Source organism: Stenotrophomonas sp. STEN225, from assembly GCF_056756445.1.
On sequence record NZ_JBRRBV010000001.1, the window covers coordinates 25439 to 51288 of the forward strand.

The following is a 25850-nucleotide window of genomic DNA, read 5'->3' on the forward strand; positions in this document are numbered from 1 at the left end:
AGCATGCGGCACAATCGGATCGCATACCTCTTGCCGCCGGATGGATCGCATGAGTGGACCGGGTTTCAGCAGCACTGCCCCCTTCGAGACCCATGTGGTGCTCAATCAGCCGCCACCGTTCGCCGGGCGCCAGCTGTGGACCGATGACGCAGCGTTGATGGAGGCGGTGCATCGCGAAGGCGCCGCAGCCTTCGTCCCGCGCCTGGCGCAGTACGGTGCGCTGGCCGGTGACGAGCTGTACCGGCTCGGATTCGATGCCAACCGCGACCGCCCGCGCCTGCGCACCCACGACGCGCAGGGGCATCGCATCGATACGGTGGAGTTCCATCCGGCCTACCACCAGCTGATGACCGCCGCGAAGGCGCATGGCGTGGCCGGCCTGTCCTGGCATGAGCCGCAGCCGGGTGCGCATGTTGCACGCGCGGCGCTGAGCTATCTGCACCACCAGGCCGAGGCCGGTACCAGTTGCCCGTTGACGATGACCCATGCGGCGGTAGCGGTGCTGCGGTCGCAGCCGAACCTGGCCGAATGGGCGCGCAAGGCCGCCGCACCGGTGTACGACCCGCGCGACGTACCGGTGGCCGACAAGGCCGGCATCACCCTGGGCATGGGCATGACCGAGAAGCAGGGGGGCTCGGATGTGCGCGCCAACACCACGCGAGCAGAGCCCATCGACGGCGAGCGCTATCGGCTGGTCGGCCACAAGTGGTTCTTCTCGGCACCCATGTGCGATGGCTTCCTCGTGCTGGCGCAGGCACCGGGCGGACTGACCTGTCTGCTGATGCCGCGCCGGCTTGCCGATGGCGACCGCAATGCATTCCGCCTGGTGCGGCTGAAGGACAAACTGGGCGATTGGGCCAACGCGTCCAGCGAGGTCGAGTTCTGCGGCGCGCAGGCGTGGCGGGTGGGCGAAGAGGGGCGTGGCGTGGCCACCATCATCGGCATGGTGATGATGACCCGCCTGGACTGCATGCTGGGTGCGGCAGCGGAAATGCGCATGGCGCTGGCGCAGGCGCTGCACCATGCCCGCTACCGCCGCACCTTCGGCCGGTTGCTGGTGGAGCATCCGTTGATGGCCAACGTGCTGGCCGACCTCGCACTGGAATCAGAAGCGGCGACGGTGCTGTCGATGCGCATCGCGCGTGCGGTGGAACGTGCGTCCTTCGATGCCGGCGAGGCGGCGCTGGCCAGGCTGGGCACGGCGCTGGGCAAATACTGGGTGTGCAAGCGGGCGGCGGCCTTCGTCAACGAGGCGCAGGAATGCCTGGGCGGCGCGGGCTATGTGGAGGAATCAATGCTGCCGCGCCTGTACCGGCAGGCGCCGCTGAACTCGATCTGGGAAGGCAGCGGCAACATCCAGTGCCTGGATGTGCTGCGGGCACTGGCCCGCGAACCGGAGACGCTGGCCGCACTGCAGGGCGAGCTGTCGGCGGTGGCTGATCGCGATGCGCGCTATGCCGCTGCGCTGCAGCGCTGGGTAACGGCCCCGGCACCGGAAGAGTCGCAGGCGCGGATGTTCTGCGAGCGCACCGCATTGCTGCTGCAGGCGGCACTGCTGCTACGTGCACGCAGTCCGGTGGCGGATGCGTTCATCCGCAGCCGGCTCGGCGGTGAACATGGATGGGTGTTCGGCACCCTGCCGGCCGGGTTGGACCTGTCGGAAATCCTGGCGCGCGCGCTGCCGTAGCGTGGAATTCTGTAGAGCGCCGCAGCGTGGCTGCGGCGCTCTGCAGTACCGGACGCGGCTCAGTGCTTGGCTTCTTCCTTGGCCGCGTTCGCCTTCGCGTCATTTGCGACATCACGCGCCTTGTCGGCGACCTTCTGTGCGGCGTCCGCGGTCGCATCGCTGGCGTGTGCAGCGGCGTCGGTGGCGGCGACCTTGGCCTGGTCAGCAGCATTGGCGGTAGCGTCGGCCGCCTTGTCCAGCGCCTGCTGGGTATCGGCCGCCGCCTGCTCGGATGCAGCTGCCGTCTTGTCGGCGGCCTCGCGGGTAGCTGCGGCGGCCTGGTCGACTGCGTCACGGGCGGCGGCGCCTGCGCTGTCGGCAGCCTGCCGCGCATCCTGGCGGGCCTGTTCGGCTTCCGGGCCCTTGCAGGCGGCCAGGCCGATCAGCAGCGAAGCGGCCAGCAGGGACAGGGTCAGCGAGCGGATCTTCATGGCGGTCTCCGGTAGTGCACTGCGGCAATGGATGGGGACGCCAGCCTATTCACGCCCTTGTGAAGGCGGGGTCGCGGAACGCGATGCAAAGAAAAAGCCGCTGGCGAACCAGCGGCTTTTCCAGAACAGCGTGAAGAAAGAAGTTATTACTTCTTGGCTTCTTCAGCAGCGTCCTTGGCCTGCTCGGCGGTGCCTTCGGCAGCCTTGGCAGCGTCCTTGGCCTGTTCAGCAGCAGCGTCGGTAGCGGCGCCAGCAGCCTGGGCAGCGGCGTCAGCCGAAGCGTCAGCAGCGGTGGCGGCGGTGTCGGCGGCCTGCTGGGCAGCGTCGGCGGTCTGGGCGCCAGCAGCGGCGGCCTGATCGGCAGCAGCCTGGGCTTCGGTGGCGGCTTCGTTGGCCGAAGCAGCGGCGTCCTGGGCAGCTTCCTGCTTCGAGCAGGCGGCCAGGGCCAGAGCCAGGGACATCGCGACCAGCAGCTTGTTGATGCTCATTGTGTGAATCCTCGTCGTTAGATTAGGCAACGCGCAACTGCGCGCCGACAACATGATGACAAGCCACGTTTGGCTGTCAAGCGATCCCGCATTCATTTTTGCGAAATCGCAGTTAAACCTTTTTAAATCAATTCGATGGCAATTGCGGTCGCCTCGCCACCACCGATGCACAGGGTGGCAATGCCGCGCTTGCCACCGCGCGTGCGCAGGGCGTTGACCAGGGTCACCACCAGGCGTGCCCCGGATGCGCCGATCGGATGGCCCAATGCGCAGGCCCCACCATTCACGTTGAGCTTGTCATGGGGAATGCCCAGTTCGCGCATCGGGGCCATCGCCACCACGGCGAAGGCTTCGTTGATTTCGAACAGATCCACCTGGTCCAGCGACCAGCCGGTCTTCTGCAGCAATGCGTGGATGGCGCCGATCGGTGCGGTGGTGAACCACTCCGGCTCCTGCGAATGCGTGGCGTGGCCGACGATGCGTGCCAGCGGGGTGATGCCGCGGGCCTTGGCGTCTTCCTCGGTCAGCAGCACCACGGCGGCGGCGCCGTCGGAAATGCTGGACGAGCTGGCAGCGGTCACGCTGCCGTCCTTCTTGAATGCCGGGCGCAGGGTCGGAATCTTGGCGATGTCCGAGCGGCCGGGCTGTTCATCGGTGTCGACCTCGACCTCACCCTTGCGGGTGGCCACCTTCACCGCGACGATCTCGTCGGCGAACGCACCGTTGGTCTGCGCCGCCTGCGCGCGCTTGACCGATTCGATGGCGTAGGCGTCCTGCTCCTCGCGGCTGAACTGATACTTGTCCACGGCGCATTCGGCGAATTCACCCATGGCCTTGCCGTCGTAGGCGTTGACCAGGCCATCGTGGGCCATGTGGTCCACCGCCTGGAAGTTGCCGAAACGGTTGCCGGTGCGCGAGTTGGGCAGCAGGTGCGGCGCGTTGGACATCGACTCCATGCCGCCGGCAACCACGACCTTGGCCGAACCGGCCTTGATCAGGTCATGCCCGAGCATGATGGTCTTCATGCCCGAGCCGCACACCTTGTTGAGGGTGCTGGCACCGACGGACAGCGGGATGCCGGCGGCGATCGCGGCCTGGCGGGCGGGCGCCTGGCCGAGGTTGGCCGGCAGCACGCAGCCCATCAGGACTTCGGAAACGTCGCTGGCCGGGACACCGGACTGCTCCAGCGCTGCGGCGATGGCGGCCGCGCCGAGGGTCGGGGTCGGCACACCGTTGAACTGGCCGAGGAAGGAGCCGATGGCGGTGCGTTTGGCGGCGGCGATGACGATGTTGGACATGGCAATCTCGTTGATGCGTAAGCAATGTTCGGAAAGGAGACCGGGGGGCGTTGGATGCGCTCCGGTTTCCCGGCAGACTGCGTGGGGGTCGGCCCAAGTATAGAGGGTCGGGGATGGCTGCCGCTGGATGGCGCCGCATGCCCGCCGGGATGAAGGCGGGCCAACGTTCATGGGATGGAATCGATGGAACGCACGACGATGGCACGGTCGGTCCTGGCAGCGGCGCTGGCGATGGCGCTGACGGCGTGTGGGGGCGGAGGTGGCGGTGGCAACGTGCGCGTTGACCCGCCGCCCACCACGCCGCCGCCTGCACCGCCGCCGCCGACCACGCCGCCCCCGCCCAAACCGCTGGAGCCGGCCTTCGATGCGCACCTGTCGGTCACCCATGCGGGTGCCGCGCAGGCCACCGGTGCCACCGGCAGGGGCGTGCGCATCGGCATCGTCGATTCGGGCGTGCAGCGCGCGGCCGCCGCGTTGAACGGGCGGGTAGTGGCCAACCTCACCTACATCGACCCTGCCCGCAACAATCTGGGCGTGGACGATGTGGTCGGCCATGGCACTGCCGTCGCCAGCCTGGCCGCGGGCGCAGCGGTCGGGCGCTGGCCCGGCGGCATCGCGCCCGGTGCGCAAATCGTGTCGGCGCGGATCATCTCCGACAAGCCGCCGGCAGACGACGGCAGCGGCCAGGGCAATTCGTTCAGCGGCACCCTCGGAGTGGCCCAGGTGCACCGCGACCTGATCAGCTACAACGTCAAGGTGATGAACAATTCCTGGGGCGGTCTGTACTGGACCGACCTGCCCACCACCGCCCAGGTCGCCGGCGAGTACCGGCCTTTCGTCATCAATCACGGCGGGCTGGTGGTGTTCGCCGCGGGCAACGACGCGCGCAGCGAGCCCAGCAGCCTGGCGGCGTTGCCGGGCCAGGCGGGCGTGGCAGGCTCGCGACCGGCTGCGGATCTGGAGCGCGGCTGGCTGGTGGCCACGGCCGTCGATCCCTACGCGCCGGACACGCTGGCCGGTTACGCCAATGCCTGCGGCCAGGCGGCGCGCTACTGTCTGGCGGCGCCGGGCAGCGCGGTCTATCCGGATGACGCGGGCACCAGCTACTTCTGGAACTACGGCACGTCCTTCGCCGCACCTCTGGTGTCGGGCGCGGCCGCGCTGGTGTGGGAGCGGTATCCGTACTTCGACAACAACCTGGTACGGCAGACCCTGCTCGGCACGGCCAAGGACATCGGCGCCGCCGGCGTGGACCCGGTGTTCGGCTACGGCCTGCTCGACATCGGCAGGGCCATCAACGGGCCGGGACGTTTCGACTGGGGCGACGTGATTGCCAATGTCGACGCAGCATCCACCGGTTCGGTCTGGAGCAACGACATCGTCGGCAGTGGCGGCCTGGTCAAGCAGGGCGCCGGCGTGCTGGCGTTGACCGGCAACAGCAGCTACAGCGGTGCCACCCGCATCGAAGGCGGTGTGCTGTCGCTGCGCGACGGCGGCGTGATCCGTTCCAGCGTGAGCATCCTGCCGCAGGCCGATCCATCATCCAGCGGCCTGCAGTTCAATGGCGGCACGCCCCGCGTGGTCGGCAATGTGACCAACGGCAGCAGCGTGTTCCTGACCACTGCCAACACCACGGCGACCATCGAAGGCAACTACGTGCAGCAGGCCGGCGCACAGCTGATGATCGCGCTGGGGGCCAACGCGCTGCAGGTCACCGGCAGCGCCCGTCTGGACGGTGGCGTGCACGTCCACGGATTCGTCGATGGCTACGTGCCGCAGGACGGTACCCGGCAGGATCTGATCCATGCCGCCGCCGGCGTGACCGGCACCTTCAGCACCGCAGCCACATCCAGTGGCCTGCAGGGGCTGGCCCTGCTGCAGACCAGCTATGGCTATGACAGCAACAACGCATGGTTGAACCTGACCCGGATCACTGTCACCGCCGCTGCGCGTGGGCTCGATGCCGGTGTGCAGACAACTGCGGCGCGGCTGGAAGGCGCGTTCGTCGAACTGGACGGCAACCACGCGTTGCAGGATTCGCCATTCGGTGGCGCAGCGGCCGGCCTGCAGCGCAGCACGGGCCTGGCGGCCACGCTGGAGAGCCTGTCCGGCAAGGCCCACACGCGTGCCGAGGCGGCGACCTTCGACAGCATCGACATGTCGCGACGCGCGGTGGCCGCCCGTTTCGATCGCGTGCAGGCGCTGCCTGCGCTGCGCGGTGCCTGGCAGAGCACGTTGGGTGAGGCAGGGCAGGGCAGTTTCGCCGGCAGCGCCACCGACAGCCGGGGCTGGATGGCCGGTCAGGACGTGCCGCTGGGCAGCCATGGCCTGCTGGGCATGGCGTTCGGTGAAACACGCAGCAACGGTGGCAGTGCCTTCAACGGTGACCGCGGGCAGGACCGCCAGGCGCAGGCGCAGCTGTATGCCGGCTGGAGCGTTGGGCACGGTTATGCATTGGCACAGCTCGGCACAGGGCGGTTCACCCGCGAACTGGACCGGCAGCTGCTGCTGGGTGCAGGTGCCTACGGCGTTTCCGCGCGCTACGGCGGTCGATTCAGCAGCGCCAGTGTCGAAAGCGGCTATCGCTTCGGCACCGTCGGCGCGTCGTTGACACCATATGTCGGTGCCAGTGCCACGCGGGTGGATACCGCGGCGTTCAACGAGCGCGGCGGCTTCGGTTTCGGCCTGCGGGGTGAAGCCAATCGTGCGCAGCGCAGCCAACTGCTGGCGGGGCTGCGCGGCGAGCGCGGCTGGGGACGCTGGACGCTGCGCGGGCACGCCGAATGGCAGCAGCGCCTTCAGGGCGGCGCCGGGGAGTGGCAGGCCAGCTTCGTCGGTGTCGACGCGTGGGCACCGTTGCCAGGTGCCGACTCACCGCGTGGCAGCGCCCTGCTCGGGCTTGCGCTGGAGTCGTGGTGGGGGCGGAGTGGCCGTCTGAGCCTGGGCATCGATCAGCGTGTCGGCGGTGATGACGCACGGCAAGCGGCGCTGCGTTACAGCGCCGGGTTCTGATCCATCATGGGGTTGCCGGCGCCCGGAGGGGCGCCGTGCCGAGGCCCGGCAGGGGCGGTCAACCGCCGCGCAGATTGCCCAGGCGCGGGGTGCTGCGGCCCAGCGGCATCTTCAGCTTGCCGATCGACAGGATGCGGCTCTCGGCGATTCGGTCGGCCGCACGTTGCGGCGCGATGTTCTCGCGCTGCGACAGTTCAAAGATGCGTGTCAGGTTGTGGTAGATGCTGCGGATCAGGCGCATCGCGCGCTCGCGGTTGTAGCCATCGATCTCCAGCGACACGTTCATCACGCCACCGGCATTGACCGCGTAATCGGGTGCGTACAGGATGCCGCGCGCGTGCAGTTCATCGCCGATTTCCAGGCTGGACAGCTGGTTGTTGGCGGTGCCACAGATGATCTTGGCCTTGATCCGCGGCAGGGTGTCGGCATTGATCGAGCCTTCCAGCGCGCACGGCGCGAAGACGTCGGCATTCACTTCGTGGATCTCGTCCGGCTTCACTGCTTCGGCGCCGAAATCGCTGACTGCGCGATCGACCAGAGCCGCGTCCAGGTCGGTGACATACAGCTTCGCGCCGCGGTCGCGCAGCAGCTTGACCAGTTCCATGCCGATGTGGCCCAGGCCCTGCACTGCGATGCTGGTCTTGCCCACTTCCTCGTGGCCGAACTTGAAACGCATCGACGCCATCAACGCCTGCAGCGCGCCGTAGGCGGTGAACGGTGCGGGATCTCCGGAGCCGCCATGCACCTGGTGGACGCCGGTCACGAACTGGCTTTCCAGGTAGATGTTCTCCATGTCGTTGACGTCGGTACCGACGTCTTCGGCGGTGATGTAGCGGCCACCCAGCGAATCGACATAGCGACCGAAGGCGCGGAACAGGACTTCGGTCTTGTCCGCTTTCGGATCGCCGATGATCACCGCCTTGCCGCCACCGACATTGAGGCCGGCCAGCGCATTCTTGTAGGTCATCGTCCGGCTCAGCCGCAGCACGTCGGCCAGCGCTTCGTCGGTGCTGGCATAGGGACGCATGCGCACGCCGCCCAGGGCCGGGCCCAGGGTGGTGTTGTGGATGGCGATGATCGCCTTCAGGCCGGCGTCATGGCTGTGGCAGAACACCACCTGTTCGTGGCCGGTGGTGGCGAGGGTTTCGAATAGCATGGCGTCTCCGATGGTGCGAACGGCGGCGAACTGCAGCGAACGACCAGTGAACGGTAGGGTCCCAAAACAAAAAAAGCGACGTCGTCGGTGCAGGGGGACGGGTCGCGCGGCGCCATTCTAGTCCATTCCCCGAGTGTCTGCCGTCGACGTCGATGGGCACTGCGGGTTAAAGAAGATGAAAGCGCGGCCGATGCTGCGTCGATGGCCAGTGGCCGGATCGTGTGAAGAGACAGAGACGGGCCATGGCGAGCGCAGTACGACATCGACAGGATCACGGCCGGTGACGCTGGCCTGGGCACGCAGGGTACGCGGCTGGCTTGCGTCGCTGACCGGCGCGGCGCCGTCGCGTCTGTCGGCGGGGCCGCGTCAGGCGGTGGCCGCTGCGGCTGCCCGCCTGCAGGGAGACCCAGTGCCCCCGGGAGAGATTGCCGCGCAGCTGCAGCGTGGCCTGCACGCGCTGGCGCTGTACCCGCGACTGGCGGGCGAGCCCGGCCCTGTCGATGCCGCCAGCGCCGGACTGGCACAGGCGGTGGCGGACGCGCTGCAGGATCGCGACTGGGCGACGCGGCAGCTGCCGCGCCGGCCGCAGCTGCTGCCGCAGCTGATCCAGACCGTCAACGATGATGCCGCCTCGGCACGGGTGATGGCGGCGATCATCGGCCAGGATCCGGTACTCACGGGCAACCTGCTGCGTATCGCCAACAGTCCCGCATACAAGGTGCACGAACGCCCGGTCGAGAGCCTGCAGCGGGCGGTGACCCTGGTCGGCACGGAAGGCGTGCGGCAGATCATCAGTGCGGTGCTGGTGCAGCCGGTGATGCAGGTTCAGTGCGAGCGGTTCCCGCAGTTCAGCACGATCACCTGGGAGCACGCCCTGCTGGCATCGCGTGCTGCTGCCGACCACGCACGCAGCGTGAACTCCGGCGATGCCTTCGCTGCGCAGTGGCTGGGCCTGGTGCAGGGACTCGGTGCGGCGCTGGTGATGCGCCAGCTGCTGCAGGAAGCCCAGGCGCGCGGCGAGGACGTGCAGCCGGCCCTGGCCCTGCAGCTGCTGCAGCAGTGGTCGTTGCCGCTGGCACAGCGGGTGGCCGCCGCCTGGGAGCTGCCCGACCCGGTACACCAGACCCTGGCGGCCGACGCCTCGGGCCCTCTTTCCGACAGCCTGCGGCTGGGCAGCGCAGCGGCGGCGGCGAGCCTGCTGTGCCGGCATGGCCACGCCACCCAGGGCCGCATGCTGGCCCTGCTGGAGCAGCTGCCGTCGGCTCCGCCCCATGCGCTTCGCTGGATCTGGCGGCGCCTGCATGGTCGCAGCGTGGAAACACTGGACGACGCCCCGCATGAAGGCGAGGCCAGGGCACACTGAGCGCTACAGCTGCGATTCCACCGGCAGCCAGCTGATGATCCGCGACAGCCAGCGCTGGCGCCGCGTAGCACCTGGCTCGTCCTCCACCCAGCGCGGCGGAGGCTCACGCTCCAGCCAGCGCAGCCGATCGCGGTTGTCCACTGCCAGCCACCAGCTGTGCCTGGCGTCGGCCAGGCGCAGGTATTCGTCGCGCAGCTGCGCGCCCAGCACGGGGTCGTCGAACAGCACCCCCATTTCGGTGTTGAGATAGGCCGAGCGCGGGTCGAGGTTGAAGGAACCGACAAAGCCACGGTGGTCGTCCACCAGGAAGGCCTTGGTGTGCAGGCTGGCCCCGCTGCTGCCGAACAGGCCTGCATCGCCCGCCTGGCCCTGAGCCTTCAGCTCATACAGGTGCACGCCGGCGTTCAGCAGGGGCACGCGGTAGCCCATGTAGCCGCCGTGCACGGCCGCAACGTCGTTGGCGGCAAGGGAGTTGGTCACTATGCCCACGTGCACGCCGCGCGACGCCATTGCCGAGAGCCCGTCCAGGCCCTCGTTGCCCGGCACGAAGTAGGGCGAAATCAACAAGGCCTTGCTGCGCGCGGACTCCAGTTCACCGATCAGCCCGGTAACGAGCCAGCTGCCGCGGTCGTCGTTGCGGTGTTTCATCGGCGGATCCGAGACGATGCGCACGGTGCTGCTCCAGTGCAGCGGCTCGGGGCTGGGGCGCTGCCTGTGGCGTGATTCGGCCACGCGCGCAAGATAGGGCCGGGCAGCATCGCGCTGCGCTTCATGGTCGGACTCACGCACCAGAAGGCGAAGCTGCGCGTCGGTATGGAAGGCTAGCGCGGAGACCGGAATCGCCGCCGGGCTGTTCCAGTAGTCGTCGAATATCCGGTTCGCCTGTGCAACGGCAGGGCCGGCGACCAGCAGGTCCAGGTCCTGGAAGTTCACATCCGTGCGCGCGCTGAAATACTCCTCGCCGATGTTGCGGCCACCGACGATGGCGACACGGCCATCGGCGATCCAGCTCTTGTTGTGCATGCGGTGGTTCACGCTGAAGAAGCGCTGCACCATCTCCACCATGCGCAGGATGCCGCTGCGGTTGCGGAACGGATTGTAGAGCCGGATCTCGATGTTCGGATGCCGGTCCAGCGCCATCATCAGCGCGTCCTTGTCCTTGGCATTCATGTCGTCGAGCAGGATGCGCACGCGCACCCCGCGCTCGGCGGCGTCATGCAGCGCTCTGGCCATCAGGTGACCGATCAGGTCGTCGTGCCAGATGTAGTACTGCAGGTCCAGACTGCGCCCGGCCTGCGCGGTGATCATCGCGCGCGCCGCGAATGCATCCATGCCATCGCCGAGGAAGGCCACGCCGGATTGCCCGGGGTGCGCCTCCTGCAGCGGCACGACCTGCTGGTCGATGCGGGTCTGCGCCGGTTGCAGCGGCAGTACGTGCGACGGCTCACCGTGCGCCTGTGGCGTCAGGTGGTCGGCCAGCAGCAGTCCGGACAGGACCAGCAGCAGGAGGATGGCGAAGATGATCGCAACGACGCGCAACAGGCGTCGCCACACAGGCGCAGGCGGGCTCATGGCCCCATGCTAGTGGATCGGCGTGCCGCGCGGCGGCGCGCGTCAGAACCGTTCGTCGCTGCCCACGTAGCGCCACTGTCCCGGCGGCAGCGGGCCCAGTGCCACCCGGCCGATGCGCAGGCGGCGCAGGGCGGTGACCTGCAGGCCAGCGGCAGCCACCGCGGTCTTCAGGCCCTTGGCCGTCAGCCCCTTGCCGGCGAAGCGCAGCCGCTGCTCGCTCTGCCAGCTCACCTTGGCCCCGCCCGACTCCTGCTGCAGCCGGGCCAGCAGCCAGGGGCCCCGTTCCGGCCCGCCTTCTGCCACTTCGACCAGATACTCCTGTTCGGTGCGGCCGAGATTGCGCTGCAGGTGGGCCAGCGTGGCCGGGTCCTGGCTGACCACGACCAGGCCGCTGTCTGCCGCGGGCAGGGACGCAGCCAGCTGCAACCCGTGGAAATGGCGCTGCAGTGGCCGGATGCCGCTGGCGTCCAGAGCGCTGTGGCTGTTGCTGCTGACCAGCGCACACAGGGTTTCGGCGGCAGCACCAGCCGGCTTGTGCAGCAGCATGCCCACGCGCTCGGCCTTGCTGTCATTGGCCTGTTCATCGACCACGATCACCGCAGTGTCATCGACCGGGCGCTGTGGCTGTTCGACCACCTCGCCATCGACCGTGACCCAGCCACCTTCAATGTAGCGCCGCGCTTCGCCGCGCGGGATGCCGAGCAGGGCGGACAAGCGTTTGTCGAGGCGTATCGGTTCCATGGGCGGGCAGGTCGGGCGGGGGCCGCGCAGTGTAGCCCCTGCGCGCGGTCAGCGCTGGCTGCGGTTGGCCAGCTCGGTCAGGTACAGGCGGGTGTCGAATTCCAGCTGCAGGTAATCGGGCTCCATGTGCTGGCAGAGCTGGTAGAAGGCCTTGTTGTGGTCGGCTTCCTTCAGGTGCGCCAGCTCGTGCACCACGATCATGCGCAGGAGGGCGGCCGGCGCCTGCCGGAACACCGTGGCGATGCGGATCTCACGGCTGGCCTTGAGGCGGCTGCCATGCACGCGGGAAATGGCGGTATGCGTGCCCAATGCATGCTTGATCACTTCCAGCGTGCTGTCGTAGCAGACCTTGTTGAGCGGTACCGACTTGCGCAGGTAGCGGTCTTTCAGCTCCTGGGTGTAGTCGTAGAGCTGGCGGTCGCTGCGCACCTCATGGGGCTCGGGATAGCGCTGCTGCAGCCACGGGCCGAGCCGGCCCTGCGCCAGCAGTTCGCTGACCTGGGCGACCAGGGGTTCGGGATAACCGGTGAGGTACTTCAGGACTGCCATGCAGGGGCGGCGGGGCGTCGGTAGAATGGGGGCATCCAAGATTACACGCGGTACGCACCGACCATGGCAAAGCCCAACGCGCTGCAGGAACAATTGCTCAAGGCCGGCCTGGCCAAGAAGTCGCAGGCCAGCGCCGCCGCACGCGAACAGGCCAAGGCGCGCCAGGGCAAGGCTGAATCGACGTCGGCCGAGGTCCAGCGTGAGGCTGAACGCGCCCGCGCCGAGAAGATCGAGCGTGATCGTGCCCTGGCCGCCGAGCGCAACGCACAGGCCAGGCTGGCCGAGCAGAAGGCGCAGGCAAAGCAGATCATCGCTGCCCATGCCGTGCCGCATAAGGGCGAGGACGAGTATCGCTTCAGCGATGGCAGCACGATCCGCACCCTGCTGATCGACCCCAAGCTGCGCAAGGCGCTGTCGGTGGGCGTGCTGGTCATCGTCGCCCAGGGCGAGGGTTACGCGTTGCTGCCCCGTGCTGCGGCGGAAAAGGTGCGCGAGCGCGCGCCGGAAGCCATCGTGGTCGACCACGGGCAGCCGGGCTCGACGGAGGAGATCTCCACCGGCAACGCCGAAGATGATGCCTACTACGCGCAGTTCCAGATTCCTGACGATCTGGTCTGGTAAGCCGCTGCCGCAGGCGTCCCCACGGGCAGACAGGTAGCTGAAGCACGGGCCGGGCGGGGCACTGCCCGGCCTTTTCCGTGGGTGTATCGTCCCCATATCAGGCCACACACCTGCGGAGGACGGACATGGCTACCGGTTGGGCGGGAGATGGCGCGGTCCAGGACCAGATCGACGCGACGGTAGACGATGCGATTGCCCGCGCGCGGCGCCAGCTGCGCCAGGGCCCGGGTCTGGAGCACTGCGAGGAATGCGACGCACCGATTCCGTTGGCGCGGCGCAACGCCGTGCCCGGCGTACGGCTGTGCGTGGCCTGCCAGCAGGCGCACGATGAGGAAGAGCAGGCGCACAGCAGCTACAACCGTCGCGGCAGCAAAGACAGCCAGCTGCGTTGATGTGGGCGGCTCAACCGTCGCCCTGGATGCCGCCCGGCGCCTGTGCCGGATCGCGCCAGCGGCGTACGGTGCGCTGGAAGAACAGGTTGTTCGGCAGCTGCAGCACCGTGCCTTCGTGGCCTTCGCCGGTCTCCTGCAACGTGGTGTAGATCAGGTTCACATCGATCACCCGGCCCTTCAGTCCGGGCTTCTCGCCGTTCTCCAGCACCTCGATGTAGTCATGCAGGCGGAACGGGCGGGTAGTGAAGATCAGCAGCGTGCAGAAGATGTTGGAGAGCACGCTCCAGGCCGCGAAGAAGGCCACCGCACCGACGGCTGCAAAGCCCGTGAATGCCGTCCACAGCACTGCCGGTGAGGCCCCCAGCAGGCTCAGGATGTACAGCAGTGCACTGAAATAGACCACGAAACTGGTGATGCGGCGCGCGCCCATCACCATTTCCGGCGGCAGGGTGTAGTGGTCGGCGAAGCGGCGGATCAGGCGGCGCGCCAGCAGCCGCAGCAGCCAGGCGGCCAGCAGGACGAGCGCGATCTGCAGGGCGATGCCCATGTTGTGCAGCCAGGGATGGGTCCAGGCCGGCAGGTGATCCTTCAGCGACAACATCATGGGGCGACAGCAGGTAGCGGTGGTGGTCGCCGATGTTACCCGGCACGTGCCGGCGATTCGACCATCGGCCTCCACGCCAGGCACACCAGCTCCTGGCGCTGCTGCTGCAGGCAGGCCCGGCCGCGCTCGGGGTGGAGCTGCAGCGACAGGCCAAGCACCTGCAGCGCGACGCAGGCAGCGACGGCCAGCAGGGCGGCACACGATGGGCTGGACATGGCGGGCTCCCGGACGGTATTTCACGAAGGACCCTCCATGGATGCAGCGGCCGCCGAAAAGGTTGCATCGTGCCTGGCAGGAATCCGATCTAAACCTTCTGCGGGACTGGCGCATCCAAGGACTATGCTCGACACCACCATGCCCGCACCGCCTGCTGCCTCCGACGCCGTCGACGAACCCGCCCTGGTACGGGCGGCAGCCGGTGGCGATACAGCGGCCTACGAACTGCTGTATCGACGCCATGCGCCACGGGTGTTCGCCGTGCTGTGGAGGCTGTGTGGCGGCCAGCAGGCACGTGCGGAGGATGCGCTGCAGGAAGCGTTCCTGCAGGCGTGGAAGGCACTGCCCGGGTTCCGTTTCGAAAGCAGCCTGTCGACCTGGCTGCATCGTCTCGGGGTCAATGCCGCGCTGATGGAACTGCGCGGCCGGGCGGGAGGACACGATCACGACAGCCTGGATGACGTGGACGGTGGTGTACCGGAGCTGGCCGTGCATGACCGCTGCGCCGGCACGGAGCGCGACCTGGAACGTGCGCTGGCGACGCTGCCCCCGCGGGCGCGGGCGGTGCTGGTGCTGCACGACATCGAAGGCTGGAAACACCAGGAAATCGCCGAGCAGCTGCAGATGGCTGTCGGCAGTTCCAAGGCACAGTTGCATCGTGCGCGTGGCTTGCTGCGTGCACGGCTGGGAGACATGACATGACGATGAACGACCCCGACTACGACCACGATCTGCTCGCGCGCCTGCGCGCCTTGCCCCGCGAGCGCAGCGTTCCGGAGGACGGCTGGGCGCGGCTGTCGGCCAGCCTGCCACCGCGCGGGTCCGCCCCCGGACCGCTCCCGGCAGCAGGCAAGGTGGTGGCGATGACGCCGCGTCCGCGACGGCGCTGGTGGCTGCCGGTGGGCGCGGCGCTGGCCGCCAGCCTGGCGGTCTACGCGGTGGCACCGTGGTGGCAGCCGCCGCAGGCCACGCCGGCGCCTTCCGGGCTGCAGCTGCAGGCCGCAGCGATGACCGAGCAGTACCAGCAGGCGGTGGCCTCCCTGCCGCAGGGCGGGGCAGCGGAGTGGCAACCGGCCCTGCACGAACTCGACCGCAGCGCGGAGCAGATCCGCGCGGCGATGGCGCAGGATCCACGTGCGCCGCACCTGCTTGGACAGCTCAAGCGCACCTATGCGCTGCGGCTGGAACTGACCCGGCAGGCGGCGCAGGCCGCCGCCGGACTGACAACCTGAGGAGACCCATGATGCGACCCCTTCTTTTCTGCTGCGCCGCGCTGCTGCTGGTACCGGCTGTGGCACTGGCCGACACGCGCGTCGACGAACGCCATGCACTCGCCACCGGTGGCCGGATTGAACTGAGCAACGTGGCCGGCAAGGTCACCGTGCGCGGCTGGGACCGCAACGAGGTCCAGCTCACCGGCAGCCTCAGCGACGGCCTGCAGCTGCGTCAGGAGAAGAGTGCCAACCGCGTGCGGTGGGAGGTGGAATATCCACGCCGCAGCAACAATGGCGGGGCCACCCTGGTGTTGAACGTGCCACGCTCGGCGGAACTGCTGCTCAGCACCGTCAGTGCGAGCCAGGACATCAGTGGCATCGATGTGCGTCGGCTGCAGGCCGATACGGTCAGCGGCAGCCTGTCCGCGGCAGGCCGCAGCGGCGACACCAAGCTCAACACGGTCAGCGGCAGCGTCACTGCCCGCCTGCAGACGCCGCGGCTGGACGTGAACACCGTCAGCGGCCGCATTGACGCGGGGGGAGGCGTGTCCGGCGACATCGGTGCGCAGACCGTGTCCGGACGCGTGGATGTCGATGCGGGGCGCATCCAGCGCCTGGCGGTGGAGACGGTGTCAGGCAGCATCGAACTGGCCGCTGCCGGTCTGGCGCCGGGGGGGCGCATCAACGTCGAATCGGTGAGCGCATCGGTCAATCTGCGGTTGCCGCGGACCGTATCGGCGCAGCTGTCGGTGAACAGCTTCAGCGGCTCGATCAACAGTGATGCCGGCACGGTGGAGCGGCCGCGTTATGGGCCGGGCAGCAATCTCGACACGCGGCTGGGGGGCGGTGACGGCGATATCCGCATCCAGTCGCATTCGGGCAGCGTGCGGGTCCGACTGGACCGCTGAGCATCGACCGGCAGGCCGCGGCGGCAGCGCCGCCGCGGTCAGGGAGGGTCAGCTGGCTTTCTTCAGCGCCCAGGTCGTACCTAGCACTTCGATCTTGCCACCGGCCTTGCGGAACGCGGCCAGGTCAGACGCGATCGAGTCGCTGCTGACCACAGTACTGGCGGCTGCACCCTTGCGTTCGCTACGGATGCTGTTGTTAGCCTTCGCGGGGGTCTTTGCCTTGCGGGGCATGGTTGCTCCTGTCAGGTGGAAGGGGAGGAAAGCGCACAGGCATCGGCCTGGCGCAGGTAACCCTGCCGCTCGCGGCGGCAGTCATCGCCGCCCATCGAAAACTGGCGGCAGATCGCCGGGCGCTGCGAATAGATCGTGCAGCGCAGGTGATAGGGATCGATCGCCGCGCACCAGCCTTCCTCGTTGCGCGCCATCACGGCCCGGCCGTGGGCGTCGCGCGCGAGGAACTGGCCGGGCACGTGGTCGCCGGGCTGCAGCAGTACCGGCAGCCGGCAACAGACCGCGTCACAACGGCGGCAGTCGATGGGTGCAGGTGCGGCGTCAGGTTGTAAGGCCACAGGGGCCTGGCGGGTGCCCAAAGCGGGTCTCGATGGCGGCTCGGGTGATGCGCGGCCATGAACGAGCCAGGAAGGCACGGCCGCAAGACCCGCGTGGCGGGCCGCGCTGCACCCGGAACACACACCGGCAGGGCCGATGGAAGGTACAGCTGTGGATCAAGCCTACCGAGGGTAGCAAACCCTGCGTAACGTTTTGTTAATCCCGGCTGGCTGCGGCCAGCGCCAGGCCTTGTACCACCCCGAGTGAAGGCTCCCCGTAGACCATCCGGGCACCCGGAAACGCCTCCGCCACGGCCTGGCGCAGGTAACCCGCACGGGACATGCCACCGGTCAGGAACACCGCGTCCGGGTCGCCGCCGATGTCGCTGCGCACCTGGGCGAGCAGCGTGCGGATCTGTTCCAGGTAGCCATTGGCCGCACTGGCCAGGCCCTCGGCACTGCTGTCGGCGTGCAGGTCGCGGCCGATGTAGTCCAGCGTGCTGCGGTGCGTGGCAGAACTGCTCAGGGCGATCTTGGCGCGCTCGACATCACGGTACAGGCGGGCGGTGTTGCCGGTGTCCTGCAGTGCCTGCAGGCGCGGGCCCCAGGGTGCGTCGACCGCATCGTAGTTGTGCTGGCGGAAGTCGCGCTGGCGGGTCATGTCCTGCACGGTGGCGGCTTCCACGTAGTGGTGGGCGGGCACGCGGGTGATGCCACGACCGAACAGCGGCATGTAGCTGGACAGGCTCAGGGCCAGGTCGATGTCGGTGCCGCCACGGGCGATGCCCCAGGCACGGTGGATATGCGGGGGCACTGGTCCCCCCACTTCGGCATGGGCGATGTCGGTCGTGCCACCGCCGATGTCGACGATCACGGCCTGGTGCCGTGTCGCGCTTCCGGCGTGATAGTGCATCGCCGCTGCGGCAGGTTCTTCCAGGAAATCGATGCGGTCGAAGCCGGCCTGCGCCGCCGCCTCGCGCAGGATGTCCAGTGCCTGCGCGTTGCCGGCCTCGCCGATCGAGCTGCGGAACTGCACGGGGCGGCCGAGCAGGGCGGTGCGCAGCGGCTGGCCAAGCTGCGCGCTGGCGGTCAGGCGGATGTGCTCAAGGATATGCGCGGCAATGCCGGTGATGGTCTGCTTCGCGCGCGGGTGCAGGTTGTAGCCGAGCATCGACTTGGGGCTCTGCACGAGGTTGCCTTCATGCTCCTCGAAATAGGCTTCCAGCGCGTCATCGCCGTAGATCGCGTTCTGCAGCAGGTCGCTGGCGCTGCGCGCTTCGCGGGCACGGGCTTCCATCCATTCGCGGCGCAGTGCGCGCAGTGCTTCGCGGCGCAGTGCCTGCGGCGGGCGCTCCTGGCCGGCAGCGCGGGCGGCACGCGCCGCGCTGTCGATCATCTGCTCCAGCGCATGCTGTTGGCTGGCATCGGGCTGGAAGTCGTCCGGATCGGGTACCACGCCTGGGAAGTAGACGCTGGTGCGGAACTGTTCGGCATCGCCGAAGCGGATCGGCAACAGGCGGCCCTCGTGCACGATGGCGGCGGCAGAATTGCTGGTACCGAAGTCGATGCCGAGGCGCATGCGGAATTCCAGGGACGGACAAGGGCCGCGCACTCTGCTGCAGTTTGCGGCCGCTGCAAGCGCCCGCCGGCCATCTCGGGCGGGCAGGGGGAGCGGCCGCGGGAGAACGGGTGAAAAGAGCGGGCGGTTACAATGGCGGCCGTTGATTCATTTTGAGGTACTTGCAATGTCGTCCGTTCCCGCTTGTCCGCAGTGCACCCTGGAAAACACCTATGCCGATGGCGCGCTGTGGATCTGCGCCGATTGCGGCTTCGAATGGACCGCCGAGGAGGGCGCGGGGCAGGCGCTGGTCGTGCGTGACAGCAACGGCAACACCCTGCAGGCCGGCGACACCGTGACCGTGATCAAGGACCTGAAGGTCAAGGGCTCCTCGATTCCGCTCAAGCAGGGCACGGTGATCCGCAACATCCGGCTGGTCGAGGACGATGCGGAGCACATCGAAGGCAACTCGGACAAGATCAAGGGGCTGGTGCTGAAAACCTGCTTCCTCAAGAAGGCCTGACGGGCCCTCAGCGCCTGGCCTGCTGCTGCGCCCGCCAGCGGGCCAGGCTGTCCAGCTTGGCCTGGTAGCGGGCCTGCTGCGGCGCCCCGCCGAGTTCCTGGGCCCGTGTCAGTTCCTTGTCGGCGCGGGCCAGCTGGCCGGCGAGGAAGTACACCCTCGCCAGGCCGAAATGGAACTGGTGTGCGGCATCGTACAGGCGCACCGCCCGGCGGTAGCAGCGGATGGCCTCCGCCAGGTCGCCTGCGCGTTCGGCGCGGGCCCCGAGCATGTACTGGGCAAACGGATCCTCGCGCTGTACGGCGCGCAGGCGGCGCTCCAGCTGCTGCGCTGCTGCCACCAGGCCCAACCGCCGGTAGAGCGCACTGGCGTTGTTCAGTGCCGCATCCTGACGGCCGTCCAGGCGCAGTGCCATTTCCAGCGCACGACGTGCGCCGGCGGTGTCTCCCTTCCGGTTGTCCAGCACGCCCAGGTTGTTCCAGGCCGGTGCGAATCGCGCGTCCTGCGCCACCGCTGCATCGAAGAACACCCGGGCACCATCCAGATCGTCGCTGGCCATGCGTTCGGCGCCACGATTGTTGTAGAAGTGCGCCAACGCACGGGCACGGTCGATCGGCTGGGGGCCGTGGCGGTCGTACAGCACGTTGCGGTCCAGATCGACCGTGCCGAAGCGGCCGCCGACGTCGACCCCGGCATTGACGTGGCCGACGCTGTAGACCACGCCCTGGTCCTGCTCCTGATACCAGGACACCACGCTGCCGACTTCCTGCACCCGGGCCTGGATGCCGGCCTCGCGTGCCAGCGACACGAACAGCAGCGTGAATGCCAGGCAGTTGGCGCGGCGGTACTGCCAGACTTCGCCGACGGTATAGGTCGCGTCGGCGTCGTACTGCAGATCCAGTCCCTGCCGATCGAAGATCATCTCCACCAGGGCCTGCAGGCGCTGGTCGCGCGAGTGGCTGCGCGCGATCACCTGTCGGGTCAGCATCGCGCGCAGCGCCGGCGGAATCGCCAGCACTTCGTCTGCGGTCGGCACGCTCGCTGGGGCGGGGCGGTACTGAACGGCCGGTGCGGCGGCAGGACCGTCCAGGGCGACGGCGGCCGGCGCTGCCAGCGCGAGCAGGGCGAGCAGCAGGAATCGGGTGGCAGGACGTTGCATGGCAATTCCCGGCAGCGGCGGGCGCATCCGCCTGCCGCCGAGTGTAGTCCTGCCCGTGCGCCGGTGCATCGACCGCCGGTCGGCGGCGCGGTCATCCACAGGCGATGTGGACCAGCGCTCGGCAAAGCTGTGGACAACTGTGCTCCGCCCTTGCCGGACGGCGGCTGTGAGTGCGTGGTGAATTATTGTCCAGCTTGCTGGCCGGGGCGTCTGGCAGGATCATGCCGGCATGGACTTCGCCCCGATCCCGCTCGATCCGGCGCAGTGGCAGGCGTTGCAGGACCGATATGCCACGCCGCCACGCGCGTACCATCACTTCGGCCACGTGCGCGCGGTGCTGCAGCACTGCCAGGACGTCGCCGATGGACCGGGTTGGCGGCAGCCCGCCGAGGTCTTTCTGGCCGCGCTTTACCACGATGCGGTCTACGAGGCGGGACGCAAGGACAACGAGGCACGCTCGGCGGCACTGGCCGTGCAGGCCATCGCGCAGGAGCCTGCGCTGGCGGGCATCGACGCCGCCCGCGTCGAGCAGCTGATCCTGCTGACTGCCCGTCATGGCGAACTCGGTCCTGCGGATGTCGACGCCGAAGCGGCGCTGTTCCTGGATTGCGACATGGCGATCCTGGGTGCGCCTGCACCGGTGTTCGATGCCTACGATCGTGGTGTGGCCGAGGAGTACCAGGGGGTGGTCCCGGGTTTCCTGTACCGCGCCGGCCGCCGCCGCTTCCTGCAGGGGCTGCTGCGCGCACCGCGGATCTTCCTCAGCGACTTCTTCCACCAGCGCCTGGATGCCGCGGCACGCGCGAACCTGCGCCGCCGGCTGGACACCTGAGCGGGGCAGTTACACTGGCGGCCTGCATCTGCAAGGTAGCGCCGCCCACCGTGTCCGTTCCCGATCCTGATCCCCGGCCGACCGCACCGGAAGAACCTGGTCCCAACGAGTGCTGCGGCAGCGGCTGCCCGCTGTGCGTACTCGATCTGTATGCCGAAGAGCTGCAGCGTTACCGCAAGGCATTGTCCGAATGGAAGGCGCGGCACCCGGAGGCCACGCCATGACCGGAGCGCGTCCGGCTGCGCTGCTGGCCCTGGTGGCGCTCCTGTTGTTCGTGGCGGCGGCCCTGTGGACGCAGTTCGCGCGCGCTGATCTGGATTGGATGCGCGCGACCCTGAGCCTGTACCTGCACGGTCCCTGGGGTCTGGCGCTGCGCGCCGCCTACTGCCTGCTGGCGGTGGCGATCGCCGCGCTCGGCATCGCGCTCTATCGTCACAGCGTGGGGCCCCGCCGCAGCGCGGCCGCGCCGCTGCTGTTCACCGTGTCCGCCGTGGGCCTGGCGACGGTCGCCATCGGCGACAGCTGGCTGCCGCAGGCGACGCCGCTGCTGGCGCCGCTGGTGCATGGCGTGGCTGCCAACACGGCCTTCCTGTGTGCCAGCGTCGGCATGCTGCTGCAGGCGTGGTACCTGCGTCGCGAGCCGGGCTGGCAGCGCAGTGCTGCCCTGCTGTGGGGCTGGGCCTGGCTGGCCTTCGCGTTGCTGTGGCTGCATGTGCTCTGGCGTGACGGGCCGCCGCGCGGGCTGGGGCAGAAGCTGGTGATCGCCGTGATCGTCGGCTGGCTGCTCTGGCTGGCCGTCACCCTGTACCGGCGCGGTCTGGCGCGCACGCGCGCCTGAACCCTGGCCGCGGGCCCGGCGAACGGCCGTGACCGGTACGTGTCGTGCACGCGGTGGCGGCGTATCGTGTGCGCATTCCACTGGGGTTGCGACATGACGCGTGCAGGGTTGGGCAGGGCGATGGGACTGGTGATGGCACTGGCGGCGTTGCCGGCGGTGGCCGCGGCATCCGTGCAGCAGGTCAGCCATGGCCGATTCGAGCAGGTGCCGGTGCATCTGCCGGCGGGAGTGCCGCAGCGGGTGGTGATCTGGTTCCACGAAGGTCCCTATGGCGCTGCCAGCCTGGCGCCGATCGAAGCACTGCGTGCCGACGGTGCGCTGGTGGCGGCGGTGGATGTGGCGCACCTGCGGGGCGTGCTTGAACGCGAAGGCGACAGCACCTGTTCGTTCGGTGCTGGCGACGTCGAGAATTTCTCGCGCTGGGTGCAGGCGTTCCTGCACCTGCCGGGTTATCACCTGCCGCTGGTCGGCGGCGATGGTGAGGGTGCCGAGCTGGCCTACAGCCTGGCCGCACAGGCCGACACCCAGGTGTTCGCCGGCCTGCTGACCTCCGGCTTCTGTCCCGACCATGCCCACGAACGCATGGTCTGCGGAGACGGCGTCAAGGAGGGGCGGCTGCAACCGGCCGAACTGAACTTTCCCTGGTTGAATGCCATCGGCGATATGGGCTGCAGGGGCCAGGGAGCGGGTCCGTTCGTGCAGCAGGTCGCGATGGCGCGCGGATTCAAGCGCAGCGCCCGCGGCGATGCCACGCCGGGACTGGTGGCTGCCGCGCGGGTGATCGGTGCGCAGGCCGGCATCAGCCTGGCACCGCCGCCGGCGGCGTTGAAGGGCCTGCCCGTGGTGGAAGTCCCCGCGCACGGTGACGGCGATACGCTGGCGATCTTCGTCTCCGGTGATGGCGGCTGGGCGGGACTGGACAAGGACGTGGCCTCGTCGCTGGCCGAACACGGCGTGGCCGTGGTGGGCATCGATTCGCTGCGTTATTTCTGGAGCGAACGCACGCCGGAGGGGTTTGCCGCTGACCTGCAGAAGATCATCGACCACTACCGCCAGCAATGGCGGCGCGACAAGGTGATGCTGATCGGCTTCTCGCAGGGCGCCGACGTGCTGCCGGCCACCATCAACCGGCTCGATGCCGGCAGCCGCGAAGCACTCGAGCGCATCGTGCTGCTCTCCGTGGGGCGGAAGGCCGATTTCGAGTTCCATGTCAGCAACTGGCTGGGCGGTGGCGGCGATGGCCTGCCGATCGCGCCGGAAGTGGCCAGGCTGCCGGCGGCCAAGACCCTGTGCGTCTATGGCGACAAGGATGAGGACGCGCTGTGTCCGGACCTGCCTGCGAACGAGGGCGTGCGCAGGATCCGGTTGCCTGGCGACCACCATTTCGGTGGCGACTACGATCGTCTGGCCGAGGTCATCCTCAAGGGCGGCACGTAATCAGCACACGCCTGCAGGAGCAGCGCCGGGCCATGCCCGGCGGTCGGGTGGCTCAGCCGCGGCGTGGATCCAGCGAAATCAGGCGGGTGGCGTCCAGCAGGGCTGCCGGCAGGTGCATGCCACCGGGCGCCGCCAGGTAGCGCGGGCGCCACTGCGGATCGAACTTCGACTTGAAGCGGCGCAGGCCACTGAAGCCATAGAAGCGCTCACCATGCCGTGCCAGCAGGCCGGCAAGACGATTCCAGCGGCCCGCCAGGCGATGCTGGGCCAGCCCAGACAGCGGCGCCATGCCCAGCGAGAAACGCGCATGGCCCTGCGCCCGGCCCCACAGGAACAGTTCGATGAACAGGAAATCCATCGTGCCTTTCGGCGCGTCGTTGACGTGCCGCATCAGGTCCACCGACAGCTCGGCACCGGCTGGCGCCTGCCACAGGTTGGCGAAGGCGACGATCCGACCTTCGGCCTCGACCAGCGCGACCGGGAAACGCACCAGGTAATCGGGATCGAAGCTGCCCAGCGAGAATCCTTTCTCGTCACCGGACTTGTCTTCCAGCCAGGCATTGGAGATCGCATGCAGGCGCGGCAGCAGGCTGGGGACCTCTTCCACCGGCGCCACCCGGAACGACAGGCCACTGCGCTTGCCGCGGTTCCATGCCTGGCGCAGGTCGGCGCGTTCGCGGCCTTCCAGACCGAAGTCGTGCAGCGGCACGATCGCCTCCTCGCCCAGCTTGACCAGGCCCAGGCCGAGATCCAGATAGGTCTGCCAGTAGGCTTCGCCCACCTGGTAGAACACCGGGCGCAGGCCGAGGCGGTCGGCTTCCTCACGGAAACGCCAGATCAACGCACGTGCGACCTCCGGCGGGCCGACCGGATCACCCATCGCGATCAACGAGCCGCCGTAGCGCTGCATCATCACGAAGCCCTGCCGGGCATCGTCGCGCAGCACTGCCTTGTCGGCGGTCAGCACCAGGCAGGCCTGGGTGTCGGTGGCGCTGGCCAGCACCGGTGCCAACGCCTGCAGCGTGGCTTCGTCAGCGGCCGGCAGCGGGCTGCGCGTGCTGTGCAGCAGACGGGCGAGGCCGAACATCACCAGGGCGATGGCCACCACCAGCAGCGCACGCAGCGCACGCGGCGCGTTGCCGGACAGTGCGAACTGCCACCAGAGTTCGTTCTGGTACTCGACATGGCTGTACGTGAAGAACAGCAGCCAGGTGACCGCGACCAGCACCAGCCCCAGGTTGCGCAACCATGGCCACGACCACGCCTCATCCAGCAGCGCACCCTGGCGGTAGAACTCACGGCGTGCGGCCCACAGTGCCATCGCGACCAGTACGGCCGATACCGCGATCAACGGTTGGCCGCCGCGCAGCCACAGCGGCAGCGGCGTGATCACGCAGACCGCCATCGCCAGCATCCAAGCGGCGTGGCTGCGCCGGGCCAGGCCCTGGCCGATCAGCAGCAGGGCGACACCGCCAAGACTGCCGATCAGGTGCGATGTTTCCAGGATCGGCAGCGATGCATTGAGCAGATGGCGACGCGGGGTCGGCAAGGTGCCATCGATGACCAGGGCGGCGCCGATGCTGAAAGCCGCCAGCGCGATGATCTGCGGCAGCCAGGGGCGCAGCGCGTTCCAGCCGGCGCGGGTGGCGCCGGCGCTGGCCCGCAGCGGTCGCCGCAGTGCAGGCGCAAGCGCGAGCACGGTGGCCAGCAGCAGCGGCAGGACGTAGTAGGTGACGCGGTAGATCAGCGCGGCCGCCAGCACCGCCGCCGGTGCCACCTGCGGCAGCAGCTTGAGCAGGCTCCACTCGAACACGCCCAGGCCGGCCGGAACGGTCGAGACCAGGCCTGCCAGCACCGCCACCAGGTACAGGCCGACGAAGCCGGGAAGCCCGGTGGGCGTGGAGTCCGGAAGCAGCACGTAAAACGCTGCGCTGGCCAGCACCAGTTCGATCACGCTGAGCGCGGTGACGCCGAGCATGGTCAGCCGGTCGGGCAGCCACAGGGCGTGGCCGAACACACGGAACTGGCGTCCGCTGCGGCCGACCAGCAGCACCGTGGCCAGATAGGCGAGCAGGGCGGCAATGCCGACCGCGCGCACGGCGCCGGAATCCAACGGCAGCGCCAGCGCCGCCGCTGAGGGTTCCAGGCATAACGCCAGGCCGATCAACAGCCATGCACCGAACATGAAACCGAGCGTGCTCATCAGCACGACCTGGCCGATCTGGGCCAGATCCAGCCCGGCACCGCGATAGCCCCGCAGGCGCACCGCGCCGCCGGTCAAGGCCGCAAAGCCGACGGTCTGGCCCAGGGTGTGGGCGAGAAACGCGGTGATGCCGATGCGCGCGGGATGCACGCGGATGCCGCTGCGTCGCAGGCCGATGGCATCGAAGCCGATCAGGCAGGCATAACTGGCCAGGCCCAGCGTCACGGTCAGTGCGATCTGCGTTGCGCTGAGTGCATGGAACGCCTGGCGGATGGCGCGGTAGCCATGTTCGTCGAACTCGCCGGCCAGGCCATGCAGGGCCAGGGCCAGGATCAGCAGGGGAACGAAGATGGTAAGCAGCCGCTTCCAGACCGGGATGGACGGAGCGGTTGCGGGATCGGAAGGGACGGTCATCGGCGCAAGGGTGCGGCAGGGAGGGCGAGGGCGGTGTCAACGCGGGCGTG

At 68.7% G+C, this 25850-nt stretch carries 27 protein-coding genes; 13 read left to right on the forward strand and 14 right to left on the reverse strand.

The features are described from left to right. The first annotated feature begins 49 nt into the window (after positions 1 to 49). Positions 50 to 1687: an acyl-CoA dehydrogenase family protein gene (locus tag ACVOJ1_RS00125; protein ID WP_346479876.1), complete on the forward strand. Its 1638-nt coding sequence runs from the start codon at positions 50 to 52 to the stop codon at positions 1685 to 1687. Positions 1688 to 1746: 59 nt separating this feature from the next. On the opposite strand, the gene ACVOJ1_RS00130 is transcribed toward ACVOJ1_RS00125, so the two are convergent. From ACVOJ1_RS00130 to ACVOJ1_RS00140, 3 genes are all read right to left on the reverse strand, one after another. Next, on the reverse strand, positions 1747 to 2157 hold the full coding sequence (locus ACVOJ1_RS00130; protein WP_053519548.1) for a hypothetical protein: 411 nt from the start codon (positions 2155 to 2157) through the stop codon (positions 1747 to 1749). 146 nt (positions 2158 to 2303) lie between these two features. After that, positions 2304 to 2645, reverse strand: coding sequence for a hypothetical protein (locus tag ACVOJ1_RS00135; protein ID WP_053519549.1), 342 nt, complete (start codon positions 2643 to 2645; stop codon positions 2304 to 2306). Between the two features lie 122 nt (positions 2646 to 2767). Further along, positions 2768 to 3943: a thiolase family protein gene (locus ACVOJ1_RS00140; RefSeq protein ID WP_180876121.1), complete on the reverse strand. Its 1176-nt coding sequence runs from the start codon at positions 3941 to 3943 to the stop codon at positions 2768 to 2770. Positions 3944 to 4126: 183 nt separating this feature from the next. Between ACVOJ1_RS00140 and ACVOJ1_RS00145 the strand changes: the two genes are divergently transcribed. Further along, positions 4127 to 6955: a S8 family serine peptidase gene (locus ACVOJ1_RS00145; protein WP_346479877.1), complete on the forward strand. Its 2829-nt coding sequence runs from the start codon at positions 4127 to 4129 to the stop codon at positions 6953 to 6955. A gap of 58 nt (positions 6956 to 7013) precedes the next feature. On the opposite strand, the gene ACVOJ1_RS00150 is transcribed toward ACVOJ1_RS00145, so the two are convergent. Then, positions 7014 to 8111: a Glu/Leu/Phe/Val dehydrogenase dimerization domain-containing protein gene (locus tag ACVOJ1_RS00150; protein WP_053519551.1), complete on the reverse strand. Its 1098-nt coding sequence runs from the start codon at positions 8109 to 8111 to the stop codon at positions 7014 to 7016. Positions 8112 to 8391: 280 nt separating this feature from the next. Here ACVOJ1_RS00150 and ACVOJ1_RS00155 point away from each other — a divergent pair, with 280 nt between their 5' ends. Further along, positions 8392 to 9474: an HDOD domain-containing protein gene (locus tag ACVOJ1_RS00155; RefSeq protein WP_065181815.1), complete on the forward strand. Its 1083-nt coding sequence runs from the start codon at positions 8392 to 8394 to the stop codon at positions 9472 to 9474. A 3-nt stretch (positions 9475 to 9477) separates the two neighbouring features. On the opposite strand, the gene ACVOJ1_RS00160 is transcribed toward ACVOJ1_RS00155, so the two are convergent. The 3 genes from ACVOJ1_RS00160 to ACVOJ1_RS00170 are packed head-to-tail and all read right to left on the reverse strand — an operon-like array spanning position 9478 to position 12336. Then, positions 9478 to 11046 (reverse strand): phospholipase D family protein, encoded by a 1569-nt coding sequence (locus ACVOJ1_RS00160; protein WP_164151983.1) that lies wholly within the window; start codon positions 11044 to 11046, stop codon positions 9478 to 9480. Between the two features lie 42 nt (positions 11047 to 11088). Further along, a complete protein-coding gene (locus ACVOJ1_RS00165; RefSeq protein ID WP_065181817.1) occupies positions 11089 to 11787 on the reverse strand; it encodes an RNA pseudouridine synthase in 699 nt (232 codons plus the stop codon). Positions 11788 to 11835: 48 nt separating this feature from the next. Beyond that, positions 11836 to 12336 carry a M48 metallopeptidase family protein gene (locus ACVOJ1_RS00170; protein ID WP_346479878.1) on the reverse strand — a complete coding sequence of 167 codons (501 nt, stop codon included), beginning with the start codon at positions 12334 to 12336 and terminating at the stop codon, positions 11836 to 11838. A 63-nt stretch (positions 12337 to 12399) separates the two neighbouring features. Here ACVOJ1_RS00170 and ACVOJ1_RS00175 point away from each other — a divergent pair, with 63 nt between their 5' ends. Further along, positions 12400 to 12957, forward strand: a complete 558-nt coding sequence (locus tag ACVOJ1_RS00175; RefSeq protein ID WP_053519556.1) for a DUF2058 domain-containing protein — start codon at positions 12400 to 12402, stop codon at positions 12955 to 12957. Between the two features lie 125 nt (positions 12958 to 13082). Further along, the gene (locus ACVOJ1_RS00180) at positions 13083 to 13349 is read left to right on the forward strand and encodes a DksA/TraR family C4-type zinc finger protein (RefSeq protein WP_053519557.1); all 267 of its coding nucleotides are present in this window, start codon (positions 13083 to 13085) and stop codon (positions 13347 to 13349) included. Between the two features lie 10 nt (positions 13350 to 13359). On the opposite strand, the gene ACVOJ1_RS00185 is transcribed toward ACVOJ1_RS00180, so the two are convergent. Continuing rightward, a complete protein-coding gene (locus ACVOJ1_RS00185; protein ID WP_080375333.1) occupies positions 13360 to 13953 on the reverse strand; it encodes a mechanosensitive ion channel family protein in 594 nt (197 codons plus the stop codon). A gap of 35 nt (positions 13954 to 13988) precedes the next feature. After that, positions 13989 to 14168, reverse strand: coding sequence for a hypothetical protein (locus tag ACVOJ1_RS00190; protein WP_053519558.1), 180 nt, complete (start codon positions 14166 to 14168; stop codon positions 13989 to 13991). 124 nt (positions 14169 to 14292) lie between these two features. Between ACVOJ1_RS00190 and ACVOJ1_RS00195 the strand changes: the two genes are divergently transcribed. Genes ACVOJ1_RS00195 through ACVOJ1_RS00205 form a run of 3 tightly spaced genes read left to right on the forward strand, consistent with a single transcriptional unit; the run spans position 14293 to position 16291 of the window. Further along, entirely contained in the window at positions 14293 to 14871 is a 579-nt protein-coding gene (locus ACVOJ1_RS00195) for an RNA polymerase sigma factor (protein WP_065174854.1), read from the forward strand. Further along, positions 14868 to 15401, forward strand: a complete 534-nt coding sequence (locus tag ACVOJ1_RS00200) for a hypothetical protein (RefSeq protein ID WP_053519560.1) — start codon at positions 14868 to 14870, stop codon at positions 15399 to 15401. The genes ACVOJ1_RS00195 and ACVOJ1_RS00200 overlap by 4 nt, the downstream gene beginning before the upstream one ends. 8 nt (positions 15402 to 15409) lie before the next feature. Beyond that, the gene (locus ACVOJ1_RS00205) at positions 15410 to 16291 is read left to right on the forward strand and encodes a DUF4097 family beta strand repeat-containing protein (RefSeq protein ID WP_053519561.1); all 882 of its coding nucleotides are present in this window, start codon (positions 15410 to 15412) and stop codon (positions 16289 to 16291) included. Positions 16292 to 16339: 48 nt separating this feature from the next. Here the strand turns inward: ACVOJ1_RS00205 and ACVOJ1_RS00210 are convergent, their stop codons facing one another. The 3 genes from ACVOJ1_RS00210 to ACVOJ1_RS00220 form a co-directional block, all read right to left on the reverse strand. Continuing rightward, positions 16340 to 16522, reverse strand: a complete 183-nt coding sequence (locus tag ACVOJ1_RS00210; protein ID WP_053519936.1) for a hypothetical protein — start codon at positions 16520 to 16522, stop codon at positions 16340 to 16342. 11 nt (positions 16523 to 16533) lie between these two features. After that, positions 16534 to 16827 (reverse strand): YkgJ family cysteine cluster protein, encoded by a 294-nt coding sequence (locus ACVOJ1_RS00215; protein ID WP_346479934.1) that lies wholly within the window; start codon positions 16825 to 16827, stop codon positions 16534 to 16536. A gap of 229 nt (positions 16828 to 17056) precedes the next feature. Next, positions 17057 to 18418 carry an Hsp70 family protein gene (locus ACVOJ1_RS00220; protein ID WP_164151987.1) on the reverse strand — a complete coding sequence of 454 codons (1362 nt, stop codon included), beginning with the start codon at positions 18416 to 18418 and terminating at the stop codon, positions 17057 to 17059. A 166-nt stretch (positions 18419 to 18584) separates the two neighbouring features. Between ACVOJ1_RS00220 and ACVOJ1_RS00225 the strand changes: the two genes are divergently transcribed. Next, on the forward strand, positions 18585 to 18920 hold the full coding sequence (locus tag ACVOJ1_RS00225; RefSeq protein ID WP_053519938.1) for a zinc ribbon domain-containing protein YjdM: 336 nt from the start codon (positions 18585 to 18587) through the stop codon (positions 18918 to 18920). Positions 18921 to 18927: 7 nt separating this feature from the next. Here ACVOJ1_RS00225 and ACVOJ1_RS00230 read toward each other — a convergent pair whose 3' ends face one another. Continuing rightward, entirely contained in the window at positions 18928 to 20076 is a 1149-nt protein-coding gene (locus ACVOJ1_RS00230) for a tetratricopeptide repeat protein (RefSeq protein ID WP_262218620.1), read from the reverse strand. A 229-nt stretch (positions 20077 to 20305) separates the two neighbouring features. On the opposite strand from ACVOJ1_RS00230, the gene ACVOJ1_RS00235 reads away from it, so the two are divergent. The 4 genes from ACVOJ1_RS00235 to ACVOJ1_RS00250 all read left to right on the forward strand — a co-directional run bounded on the left by ACVOJ1_RS00235 (position 20306) and on the right by ACVOJ1_RS00250 (position 23183). Next, positions 20306 to 20908 (forward strand): HD domain-containing protein, encoded by a 603-nt coding sequence (locus ACVOJ1_RS00235; RefSeq protein ID WP_053519939.1) that lies wholly within the window; start codon positions 20306 to 20308, stop codon positions 20906 to 20908. Positions 20909 to 20958: 50 nt separating this feature from the next. Continuing rightward, positions 20959 to 21132, forward strand: a complete 174-nt coding sequence (locus tag ACVOJ1_RS00240) for an oxidoreductase-like domain-containing protein (RefSeq protein WP_262218621.1) — start codon at positions 20959 to 20961, stop codon at positions 21130 to 21132. Then, positions 21129 to 21746: a DUF998 domain-containing protein gene (locus ACVOJ1_RS00245; protein WP_262218622.1), complete on the forward strand. Its 618-nt coding sequence runs from the start codon at positions 21129 to 21131 to the stop codon at positions 21744 to 21746. Before ACVOJ1_RS00240 ends, ACVOJ1_RS00245 begins: the two co-directional genes overlap by 4 nt. 93 nt (positions 21747 to 21839) lie before the next feature. After that, complete coding sequence (locus tag ACVOJ1_RS00250; RefSeq protein WP_253118657.1) at positions 21840 to 23183, forward strand: virulence factor family protein; 1344 nt, start codon at positions 21840 to 21842, stop codon at positions 23181 to 23183. Between the two features lie 52 nt (positions 23184 to 23235). On the opposite strand, the gene mprF is transcribed toward ACVOJ1_RS00250, so the two are convergent. Beyond that, positions 23236 to 25800, reverse strand: coding sequence for a bifunctional lysylphosphatidylglycerol flippase/synthetase MprF (gene mprF / locus ACVOJ1_RS00255; protein ID WP_164151994.1), 2565 nt, complete (start codon positions 25798 to 25800; stop codon positions 23236 to 23238). Positions 25801 to 25850 lie beyond the last annotated feature (50 nt).

Bases quoted from the DNA above. Each gene is read 5' to 3' on its own strand.
- ACVOJ1_RS00125 (WP_346479876.1), top strand. From the start codon at position 50: ATGAGTGGACCGGGTTTCAGCAGCACTGCCCCCTTCGAGACCCATGTG.
- ACVOJ1_RS00130 (WP_053519548.1), bottom strand. From the start codon at position 2,157: ATGAAGATCCGCTCGCTGACCCTGTCCCTGCTGGCCGCTTCGCTGCTG.
- ACVOJ1_RS00135 (WP_053519549.1), bottom strand. From the start codon at position 2,645: ATGAGCATCAACAAGCTGCTGGTCGCGATGTCCCTGGCTCTGGCCCTG.
- ACVOJ1_RS00140 (WP_180876121.1), bottom strand. From the start codon at position 3,943: ATGTCCAACATCGTCATCGCCGCCGCCAAACGCACCGCCATCGGCTCC.
- ACVOJ1_RS00145 (WP_346479877.1), top strand. From the start codon at position 4,127: ATGGAACGCACGACGATGGCACGGTCGGTCCTGGCAGCGGCGCTGGCG.
- ACVOJ1_RS00150 (WP_053519551.1), bottom strand. From the start codon at position 8,111: ATGCTATTCGAAACCCTCGCCACCACCGGCCACGAACAGGTGGTGTTC.
- ACVOJ1_RS00160 (WP_164151983.1), bottom strand. From the start codon at position 11,046: ATGAGCCCGCCTGCGCCTGTGTGGCGACGCCTGTTGCGCGTCGTTGCG.
- ACVOJ1_RS00165 (WP_065181817.1), bottom strand. From the start codon at position 11,787: ATGGAACCGATACGCCTCGACAAACGCTTGTCCGCCCTGCTCGGCATC.
- ACVOJ1_RS00170 (WP_346479878.1), bottom strand. From the start codon at position 12,336: ATGGCAGTCCTGAAGTACCTCACCGGTTATCCCGAACCCCTGGTCGCC.
- ACVOJ1_RS00175 (WP_053519556.1), top strand. From the start codon at position 12,400: ATGGCAAAGCCCAACGCGCTGCAGGAACAATTGCTCAAGGCCGGCCTG.
- ACVOJ1_RS00180 (WP_053519557.1), top strand. From the start codon at position 13,083: ATGGCTACCGGTTGGGCGGGAGATGGCGCGGTCCAGGACCAGATCGAC.
- ACVOJ1_RS00185 (WP_080375333.1), bottom strand. From the start codon at position 13,953: ATGATGTTGTCGCTGAAGGATCACCTGCCGGCCTGGACCCATCCCTGG.
- ACVOJ1_RS00190 (WP_053519558.1), bottom strand. From the start codon at position 14,168: ATGTCCAGCCCATCGTGTGCCGCCCTGCTGGCCGTCGCTGCCTGCGTC.
- ACVOJ1_RS00195 (WP_065174854.1), top strand. From the start codon at position 14,293: ATGCTCGACACCACCATGCCCGCACCGCCTGCTGCCTCCGACGCCGTC.
- ACVOJ1_RS00200 (WP_053519560.1), top strand. From the start codon at position 14,868: ATGACGATGAACGACCCCGACTACGACCACGATCTGCTCGCGCGCCTG.
- ACVOJ1_RS00205 (WP_053519561.1), top strand. From the start codon at position 15,410: ATGATGCGACCCCTTCTTTTCTGCTGCGCCGCGCTGCTGCTGGTACCG.
- ACVOJ1_RS00210 (WP_053519936.1), bottom strand. From the start codon at position 16,522: ATGCCCCGCAAGGCAAAGACCCCCGCGAAGGCTAACAACAGCATCCGT.
- ACVOJ1_RS00220 (WP_164151987.1), bottom strand. From the start codon at position 18,418: ATGCGCCTCGGCATCGACTTCGGTACCAGCAATTCTGCCGCCGCCATC.
- ACVOJ1_RS00225 (WP_053519938.1), top strand. From the start codon at position 18,585: ATGTCGTCCGTTCCCGCTTGTCCGCAGTGCACCCTGGAAAACACCTAT.
- ACVOJ1_RS00230 (WP_262218620.1), bottom strand. From the start codon at position 20,076: ATGCAACGTCCTGCCACCCGATTCCTGCTGCTCGCCCTGCTCGCGCTG.
- ACVOJ1_RS00235 (WP_053519939.1), top strand. From the start codon at position 20,306: ATGGACTTCGCCCCGATCCCGCTCGATCCGGCGCAGTGGCAGGCGTTG.
- ACVOJ1_RS00245 (WP_262218622.1), top strand. From the start codon at position 21,129: ATGACCGGAGCGCGTCCGGCTGCGCTGCTGGCCCTGGTGGCGCTCCTG.
- ACVOJ1_RS00250 (WP_253118657.1), top strand. From the start codon at position 21,840: ATGACGCGTGCAGGGTTGGGCAGGGCGATGGGACTGGTGATGGCACTG.
- mprF (WP_164151994.1), bottom strand. From the start codon at position 25,800: ATGACCGTCCCTTCCGATCCCGCAACCGCTCCGTCCATCCCGGTCTGG.